Source organism: Nocardioides sp. CF8 (genome assembly GCF_000389985.1).
GTDB lineage: Bacteria > Actinomycetota > Actinomycetes > Propionibacteriales > Nocardioidaceae > Nocardioides > Nocardioides allogilvus.
Genome location: NZ_CM001852.1, coordinates 636,454 through 645,046 on the forward strand (window position 1 = coordinate 636,454; position 8,593 = coordinate 645,046).

At 73.0% G+C, this 8,593-nt stretch carries 8 protein-coding genes; 4 read left to right on the forward strand and 4 right to left on the reverse strand.

Going from position 1 to position 8,593, the window contains the following annotated elements; genetic code table 11:
• Positions 1 to 23 precede the first annotated feature (23 nt).
• Positions 24 to 746, forward strand: coding sequence for a GntR family transcriptional regulator (locus CF8_RS03060; RefSeq protein ID WP_010831675.1), 723 nt, complete (start codon positions 24 to 26; stop codon positions 744 to 746).
• Here CF8_RS03060 and CF8_RS03065 read toward each other — a convergent pair.
• Genes CF8_RS03065 through CF8_RS03080 form a run of 4 tightly spaced genes read right to left on the reverse strand, consistent with a single transcriptional unit; the run spans position 743 to position 5,569 of the window.
• Positions 743 to 1,354 (reverse strand): HD domain-containing protein, encoded by a 612-nt coding sequence (locus tag CF8_RS03065; RefSeq protein ID WP_010831676.1) that lies wholly within the window; start codon positions 1,352 to 1,354, stop codon positions 743 to 745. The genes CF8_RS03060 and CF8_RS03065 overlap by 4 nt on opposite strands.
• On the reverse strand, positions 1,326 to 2,972 hold the full coding sequence (locus tag CF8_RS03070) for a DNA repair helicase XPB (RefSeq protein WP_010831677.1): 1,647 nt from the start codon (positions 2,970 to 2,972) through the stop codon (positions 1,326 to 1,328). The genes CF8_RS03065 and CF8_RS03070 overlap by 29 nt, the downstream gene beginning before the upstream one ends.
• A complete protein-coding gene (locus tag CF8_RS03075; protein WP_010831678.1) occupies positions 2,969 to 3,493 on the reverse strand; it encodes a CGNR zinc finger domain-containing protein in 525 nt (174 codons plus the stop codon). The genes CF8_RS03070 and CF8_RS03075 overlap by 4 nt, the downstream gene beginning before the upstream one ends.
• 9 nt (positions 3,494 to 3,502) lie before the next feature.
• Positions 3,503 to 5,569: a helicase-associated domain-containing protein gene (locus tag CF8_RS03080; RefSeq protein WP_010831679.1), complete on the reverse strand. Its 2,067-nt coding sequence runs from the start codon at positions 5,567 to 5,569 to the stop codon at positions 3,503 to 3,505.
• 282 nt (positions 5,570 to 5,851) lie between these two features.
• Between CF8_RS03080 and CF8_RS03085 the strand changes: the two genes are divergently transcribed.
• The 3 genes from CF8_RS03085 to CF8_RS20625 form a co-directional block, all read left to right on the forward strand.
• Positions 5,852 to 6,670 (forward strand): PP2C family protein-serine/threonine phosphatase, encoded by an 819-nt coding sequence (locus tag CF8_RS03085; RefSeq protein WP_010831681.1) that lies wholly within the window; start codon positions 5,852 to 5,854, stop codon positions 6,668 to 6,670.
• Positions 6,667 to 7,788: an FHA domain-containing protein gene (locus CF8_RS22275; protein WP_010831682.1), complete on the forward strand. Its 1,122-nt coding sequence runs from the start codon at positions 6,667 to 6,669 to the stop codon at positions 7,786 to 7,788. The genes CF8_RS03085 and CF8_RS22275 overlap by 4 nt, the downstream gene beginning before the upstream one ends.
• A 17-nt stretch (positions 7,789 to 7,805) precedes the next feature.
• Positions 7,806 to 8,593, forward strand: a 788-nt coding sequence (locus CF8_RS20625) for an RDD family protein (protein WP_010831683.1), incomplete at its 3' end; no start/stop codon positions are given.

The following is an 8,593-nucleotide window of genomic DNA, read 5'->3' on the forward strand; positions in this document are numbered from 1 at the left end:
GACACCCGACCTAGTCTCATGCCGTGGACACCGTGGACGTGAGGCTCGCCGAGAGCGGGCTCAAGCACGTTCAGGTCCGCGAATACGTCCGCTCGCTGCTGGCCGAGGCTCCTCCCGGTGCGGCCGCCCCGTCGGAGCGTGAGCTGGTCGCACGGTTCGGGGTCGCCCGGATGACGGTGCGCCAGGCGCTCGACGTGCTGGTCACCGAGGGGCTCCTCGAGCGGGTGCCCGGTCGTGGCACCTTCGTCGCGCACCCGCGTCGCCGGGTGGGTCGGCTGTCGTCGTACACCGAGGACATGAAGGTGCGCGGGCTGCTGCCGGAGTCGCAGACGCTGGTGGCCCGTCGCGAGCAGGCGGGCCCAGGTGTGGCCCGTGCCCTCGACATCTCGCCGGGTGACGCCGTCATCCACTGGAAGCGGCTGCGTCGTGCCGACCAGCAGGTCGTGTGCATCGAGGACGCCTACCTCAACGAGGTCCTGCTGCCGGGCTTCCTGCAGAGCGGGATGCCCACCAGCCTCTACGACGCCCTCGACGAGCGCGGCCTGCGCCCGACGTGGGCCGAGGACGCGATCTCCGCCGACGGCGCCACCGCCGACGAGGCGGCGTTGCTGGAGCTCCAGCCCGGTGCGCCCGTGCTCCACCTCTCCCGGCGCGCGCTGTGCGGCGACAAGGTCGTCAACGTCTCCCGGACCGCCTTCCGGCCCGACCGCTTCACGATGTTCGTCCAGCTCGGCGACCTGGTCTAGGTCTGCGGCCAGGCGCCGGTCAGCCGCTCGATCTCCGCGAGCACGTTGGCTCGCGCCCGGTCCTCCCACAGGTCCCGGCCCTGCGGGGTGCGGAAGAGCGACGGACCGGCCAGCAGGTCGGTCAGCACGGCCGCCCGCCCGGCCCGGAAGTCGGCGTCCGGGACGTGCGCATACTCGATGCGTACGTCGCTCGCGTAGCGCTCGTAGCGGTCCGGGTCGGCCGCGAGGATCGCGAGGTCGGCATCGCTCAGGGCCGCGGCGTTGAGGTCGTCGGGGAAGGCCTGGTGGTGCTCGGTCATCCGCACCAGCCGGGCGACCTCCGCCGCCGGTGGATCAGGCAGGGAGGCCGACGCGAGCAGCGCGGAGCGCTCCTCGGCCCCGGGCTGCCCGTCGTGGACCGCGTCGTGGAACCACGCCGCGAGCACGACCGGCACCTTGTCGAACGCGGCGCCCGCCCGGTCGAGGTCCTCGAGCCGGTCGAGGACCTCGCCCAGGTGTCGCAGGTCGTGGTAGCCCGGGCGGTCCCACGCGACCAGCAGGTCGTCGCGGACGTCGAGGAGCGCGCGCAGCGGCCAGCGCTCAGCGAGTGGTGTCGAGGTCGGCGGCATCGATGATCCGGTAGGCGTAGCCCTGCTCCGCGAGGAACCGCTGCCGGTTCTGGGCGAAGTCGGCGTCGACGGTGTCGCGCGAGACGACGGTGTAGAAGTGGGCGGACTTGCCCTCGCCCTTCGGTCGCAGCAGCCGGCCGAGGCGCTGCGCCTCTTCCTGGCGGGAGCCGAAGGAGCCGCTGACCTGGATCGCCACCTCCGCCGACGGGAGGTCGATGGAGAAGTTGGCGACCTTCGAGACCACGAGCAGGGGTTCCTCGCCGGAGCGGAAGGCGTCGAAGAGCCGCTGCCGCTCCTTGACGGGGGTCTCGCCCTTGATCACGGGCGCCCCCAGCAGCTCCGCGAGCTCGTCGAGCTGGTCGAGGTACTGGCCGATCACGAGCGTCGGCTGGCCCTCGTGCTGGTCCACCAGTCGCCGTACAACATCGATCTTGGCGTGCGTGCAGGACGCCAGCCGGTAGCGCTCCTCCGGCTCGGCGACGGCGTAGGCGAGGCGCTGCCCCTCGGGGAGGGTGACCCGGACCTCGACGCAGTCAGCGGGTGCGATCCAGCCCTGCGCCTCGATGTCCTTCCAGGGCGCGTCGTAGCGCTTGGGGCCGATCAGCGAGAAGACCTCGCCCTCGCGCCCGTCCTCGCGCACGAGCGTCGCGGTCAGGCCGATCCGGCGGCGGGCCTGGAGGTTGGCGGTCATCCGGAAGATCGGCGCCGGCAGCAGGTGCACCTCGTCGTAGACGATGAGGCCCCAGTCGCGGGCGTCGAGCAGCTCGAGGTGCGTGTAGACACCCTTGCGGCGGGTGGTGAGCACTTGGTACGTCGCGATGGTGACCGGTCGGACCTCCTTGACGGATCCGGAGTACTCCCCGATCTCGTCGGCGGTCAGGGACGTGCGCTTGACCAGCTCGTCCTTCCACTGCCGGGCGCTGACGGTGTTGGTGACGAGGATCAGTGTGGTCGCCTGGGCCTGGGCCATCGCGGCCGCGCCGACGATGGTCTTGCCCGCGCCACAGGGCAGGACGACGACGCCGGAGCCACCGTGCCAGAACGACTCGGCGGCCTCCTGCTGGTACTTCCTGAGCTCCCAGCCGTCCTGGTCGAGCGCGATCGGGTGGGCCTCGCCGTCGACGTAGCCCGCGAAGTCCTCCGCCGGCCAGCCGAGCTTGAGCAGCGCCTGCTTGAGGTTGCCGCGCTCGCTGGAGTGCACGACGACCGAGTCGTCGTCGATGCGGTTGCCGAGCATGCCCGCGATCTTCTTGGCGCGCAGCACCTCCTCGAGCACGGGGCGATCGGTGCTGCTGAGGACGAGGCCGTGGGTCGGGTGCTTCTCCAGCCGCAGCCGGCCGTAGCGGCCCATCGTCTCGGCGATGTCGACGAGCAGCGCGTGCGGCACGGCGTAGCGGCTGAACGACAGCAGCGCGTCGACCACCTGCTCGGCGTCGTGGCCCGCGGCGCGCGCGTTCCACAGCCCCAGCGGCGTGAGCCGGTAGGTGTGGATGTGCTCCGGCGAGCGCTCGAGCTCGGCGAAGGGCGCGATCGCCTTGCGGGCGTCGCTCGCGCGCGGGTGGTCGATCTCCAGCAGCAGGGTCTTGTCGCTCTGGACGATCAGGGGGCCGTCATTCACGAGGCAGCAGCCTTCTGCCGCGCGCGGTACGCCGCAACGTTGGCCCGCGAGGAACACCGCTCCGAGCAGTAGCGCCGCGACTGGTTGGGGGAGGTGTCGACGAAGACGTGGTCGCACTTCACGGCCTGGCAGATCCCGAGGCGGGTCGCGCCGAGGTCGCAGACGAGGTTGGCCAGGCCCATCAGCGACTCACTGATCAGCAGCTCGGAGACCGACGCGGCACGGTTGGCGACGTGCATGTGCAGGTCGTCCGGGTCGTGGTCGCTGATCATCGGCGTCACGGGGTGCTCGATCAGCAGCGCGTTGATGGTGGACACGACGGCGCCGACGTCACCGCGGTCGGAGGCCTCGAAGACCGGCCGCAGTGCCGACTGGAAGCCCTGCAACGCGTCCACGTCGTCCTCGACCACGGTCGGGTGCAGCCACTCACGCCGGGAGAGGTGGTCCAGCAGCGCGTCGACGTCGGGCATGTCGGCGTTGAGGAGCGCCGCCGCCGACTCGGCGTACCGGATGAAGTCCACCTGACCACCTTACGGTTGCGGTGCGGACAGCGGCGTGACGGTCGTGATGCGGTGTACGGCGAAGAGTCGCTCGTCGTCGCTGCGGTGGTCGTGCGCCATCAGCTGGCCACCCTCGAGCCGCAGCGGGTCGACCACGCGGTCGGAGCTGGCGCCGTGGTTGTCGACGTAGCCGATCACGACGGTCTCGCGGCTCTCGATCGCCTCGCGCAGCGCTGCGAGCGCGCTGGACGGGGTGGTGGCGATCGTGGGTGAGGTCGGCCGGCTCGCGGTCGCGCGGTCGCCGCTGCGGATGGCGGTGACGACGGAGGCGACGGTGGCCTGGGCGCGGGCCTGCGCGGCGCCGCGCGTGCGCGAGGAGCGTGGTCGTCGAGCGCGCAACAGGTCGCGGCGCGCGACGCGCACGGTCCCGTCGGGTGCCTCCACGACGGGGGTGGCGCCGAGCTCGCGCAGTCGCGGGAGGAGCACGTCGACGGGCACGCTCGAGATCAGCACCGTCGGCGCGATCCGGCGCAGCCCGAGGGTGCTGGCCTTCGGGTGGTGCAGCAGCTCGGTCAGCGCGGCCTCGTCGTCGGCGCGCAGGAACGCCTCGGCGTGCCCGACCCGGACCGTGCCGAAGGTCCGCGCCACGTCGTCGACGAGGTAGGTCAGCGGCTGGGGGATGGGGGTGCGCGACACCGACCCGACGAACTCGTGCACCTCGAGCGCCGACCAGCCGGCGTCGAAGGCGCGCCGCACCGAGCCGTTGGTGAAGCGGTAGACGGTCGCGCCGCCGCGGGACTCGACGTCGGCCAGGAGGTGGAGCGTGCGGGCGAGCTCGGTCTCCAGCGGCCCCGGGGCGACCGCGGTCAGGTCGGCCTGCAGGAGGACGTGGTCGACAGGGTGGGGCAGGTGCGGGGTGATCGCCGCCAGCGCCGCGTCGTGGTCGTGGGCGAGGACGGCCCGCCCGGCAGTCGACAGCCCGCCGGCCCCGACCAGGCCGAGCAGCCCGGCCTCGTGGACGGCTGCCGCGACGAGGTCGCGGTGCACGGAGGGACGCCGCGGACGCAGCCACGCCACGCGCTCGACGAGCGAGGGCACGCCTGTGCCGGTCGCCAGGACGAGCCCCGGCGCGAGGTCGGCCAGCTGGGCCAGCGCCAGGGCGCGCGCCTCGGGGGCCATCACGCTCGACAGGTCGGGAGCCAGCGCGTTCCAGGTCTTGCCGCCCGGGTCCTTGGCGCCGATCAGGCTCGGCAGCCGCGTGGTGTCGAGCCAGGCCAGGGCCAGCGTCGCCCACCGCTCACCGGTCGAGCCGGCGGCCCAGGTGTCGAAGGCGTCGGTCGGCAGCCAGACCTCGTTGCCGTCCGGGTCGGCGGCGGAGGTGAGCAGCCCGGCCGCCGACGCGACCTCGATGAGCAGCCCGGCCTCGGGCTCGCTGACCTGCAGCTCGGAGGCGGTCGCCTTCAGGTCGCGTACGGCGAGGCCGCCGCTGCGCAAGGTCGCCGGAGGCTCCAGGCCCCAGTGGTCGAGGAGCAGCTCCGTTCGCCGTACGACGTCGAAGGCGGCACCGCCGGCGGTCCGGTCGACCAGGGCGGCGTCGCGCTCGGTGGTCGCGAGCTCGGGCACCTCGTCGCGGGGCGTCGTCGTCGTGTGACCGCCGCGCAGCGCGATCCCGACCTCCCCGGGGAGGACCAGCACGCCGCCGTCGCGGGGGATGAGCAGCCGGTGGGCGATGAGCTCCTCGACCGGGGTCGCGGCGTCGGCGGCAGACACGGTGCGCCGGGCGTTGCCCGTGGTTCCCTCGCCGCCGTTGGCGAGCACGTGCTCGAGCAGGGCGCGGGCACGCGGACTGATTGCCGTCAGCCGCGCCGCCACCTCCTCGGGGGTCCCGGGGTCGGCCGACATCGGCCGCAGGCCGCTGACACCAGCGGACTCGTCGCCCCGCAGCGCCTCGCCGACACCGCTCAGCGGACGCAGTCCGCCGGGCGACTCCCAGACGAGGGCGAGGTCGACCAGCCGCTCGGTCGCGGCCTCGGTGGCAGCGGGATCGGCGTGCACGATCCGGAGAAGTTCGGACTGGGTGGTTTGGTTTGCAACCACGAGGGCATCAAGCACGGAGAGCTCGAGCCGGCTGAGGTTGTCGAGCGCCCTGAGGACGGACGAGCGAGTTGCGGCGCGAGACGCGAGCTGCGCGGAATCATGAGGTGCAGGAGTGGCGAGATCCGGACGCATCCGCAACAGCGCCGCCAGCCGCTCATCGGGCCATCGGCGCAATTGGTCTGCCAGCGTCCGCGGGGGCGCCTGCTCCTGGGTAGACATCCCTTCTACGCTACTCGCCGAGCCCTTGCCGCGGCTCATCGTCGACGAGCGTGAGGGCTGGGCATGAAGCCGGTTGATCTGCACCACGGGTCCGCCTCCGAGGTCGGGCACGTGCGCAAGATCAACGAGGACTCCTTCCTCGTCGCGCCGCCGGTGTTCGTGGTGGCCGACGGGATGGGCGGACACTCGGGAGGTGACGTCGCCAGCCGGATCGTGGTCGAGGAGTTCGCCCGGCTCGCCGAGGAGGGCTACGACCCGCAGCGCGGTGCCGAGGTCGTCGCCGAGACGCTCTCGCGCGCACAGGTCCGGATCCTGCAGTACGCCGAGGCGCAGCGCGGCACGCACCCGCGCTGGCACGCCGGCACGACCTGTGTCGCGGCCGTGCTCGTCGAGGACCAGCAGCACACCCTGTGGATGCTGGTGAACCTCGGCGACTCCCGGATCTACCGCTTCAACGACGGCACGCTCGACCAGGTCAGCGTCGACCACTCGGTGGTCCAGGAGCTGATCGAGGCGGGGGAGATCACCCCCGAGGAGGCCGCCGTCCACCCCGAGCGCCACGTCATCACCCGGGCGCTCGGGAGCCCCGACGGCGTTGCCCCCGACTTCTTCCTGCTGCCGCTCGCGGCGGCCGAACGACTCCTGCTGTGCAGCGACGGCATCAGCGGCATGATCGAGGACGCGGTGATCGAGGACATCCTCGAGCGCATCCACGACCCGCGCGATGCCGCCGACGCACTGGTGCAGGCCGCCCTCGACGCGGGGGGCCGCGACAACGCGACGGCCGTCGTCGTGGATGTGGTGGGATTGGTGCACGACGATTCCTACGACTCCGAGCGCCAGCTCGCGAGTCTCGAAGACAAGCTGGGGGCCCGACCGTGACCGAGGACGCCGCACACAAGAGGACTTTCGCCGCCGGTGACTGGTATGCCGTCGTGGGTGAGCAGGTCACGGTGCTGATCCCCGCCGACGCCCGGGCGCGGGTGGCCGGCCTGTGGGACCTCGCCGACAGCGGTGCCACCTTCGAGACGGTGCTCGACGGTCTCGTGGCCGACGGCCTGAGCGGTCTGTCCGGCTTCGCCCTGGTCGGCCACGGCGACCGCACCCGCGTGCTGGTCCGCGGCGACGTCACGGCCACCTTCCACACTCCGAGCGGCGAGGTCGCCGTCGCGCACGAGCCCGATCTGCTGTGGAGCGAGCGCACGCTCGACGGCGTCACGGGGGGCCGCATCAGCGTCGGCGCCACGAGCGAGCAGTCCGACCTCGCACTGGTCGCCGGTGTCGCCCGCGCCTCCGCGGTGCAGTTCGGCGAGGTCGGCGCCCAGAGCGCGCCCGTCGAGCCGGCGCAGGCCCTACCCGCCCCGGAACCGACACCCGAGCCGGAACCGACACCGGAGCCGACGCCCGAGCCGACGCCCGAGCGCGAGCCCGAGCCGGAGCCCGAGCCGGAACCGACTCCGGAGCCCCAGGAGCCCGCGCAGGCCCCTCTCACCTTCGGTGCCCCCAGCGGTGACGACCCCACCCCGACCGGCGAGCAGCCGGCCGTCGACCATGACGGGCAGACGACGATCGGCGTCCCGGTCCAGGAGTTCGAGCGGCCCCAGATCGGGATCCCCGGTCAGGAGGTGGCGCCGGCGGTCGTCGCTCGCCCCGTCGCCAAGCTGGTCTTCTCCACCGGCGACGTCGTCGACGTCGACCGCGTCATCCTGGTCGGACGGGCGCCGGAGGCTCGCCGCTTCGCATCCAGCGACCAGCCGCACCTCGTGACGGTGCCCAGCCCCCACCACGAGATCTCCTCGACCCACCTCGAGATCCGCCCCGGTGCGGGCGCCGACCACGGCATGGCCGTGGTCACCGACATGGGCTCGACCAACGGCACCGTGCTGGTGCAGCCCGGCCTGCCGCCCGAGGACCTCCAGGCCGGCATCGCCGTCTCCCTCATCCCGGGCGCGATCCTCGACCTCGGTGACGGGGTCACCATCCAGACGACCAACGCGTGAATGCAGCAGGACCGACGATGACCGAGCACCGGGCAGCCGAGATGTATCCGATCGCCGAGCTCGAGCGACGGTTCCATGCCTTCTTCATCGACCGGCTGATCGGCTGGGTCGTGGTGGGTGCGGCGGGTCTCGGCACGTGGGTGCTCGCCGACGACGGGTGGACGGCGGTGGGAGCGGGCGCCGTGGTGATGGCCCTCATGTGGGTCGCCGGCGCCGTCGTCCTCGGTGTCAGCGGCAACACGCCGGGCAAGGCGATGGTCGGCCTCCGGGTGGTCCACCACGGAACCGGCACCCCCATCGGTGTCGGTCGTGCCCTGCTGCGATCCCTCGTCCTCGCGGTCGCGTCCGTCCCGACGTTCGCCCTGGGCCTGGCGACGCTGGCCTGGACGGCCGTCGAGGACCGGGGCCGGCAGCGCCGCGGCTGGCACGACCACCTCGCGCACTCCGTCGTCGTGGACGTGCGCCCGGTCGATCCCTTCGTCGAGGAGGTGGACGAGGGCCCGCGCCACGTGGTCAACCTGACTGCCATGCGGTTGATCCCGGCCCCGCCGGTCGAGCCGCCGGCGCCCCCGCGCCGGGTCAACCCGGAGCTCTCCACGCGCCGCACGGCACTCCCGCCCCAGGTCCTGGCGCCCCAGGTCCCGGTGCAGCAGCCGCCGGCTCCGCCCGCTCCGCCTGCCCGACGCCCGCCCGCCCAGCGCCCGCCGGGCGACGACGGCCGCACGGCCGTCCGGACGATCCCGGGCGTCGCACCGGCCGGCCCGCGCTGGCGGGGCACCTTCGACAAAGGCGAGTCCTTCGTGGT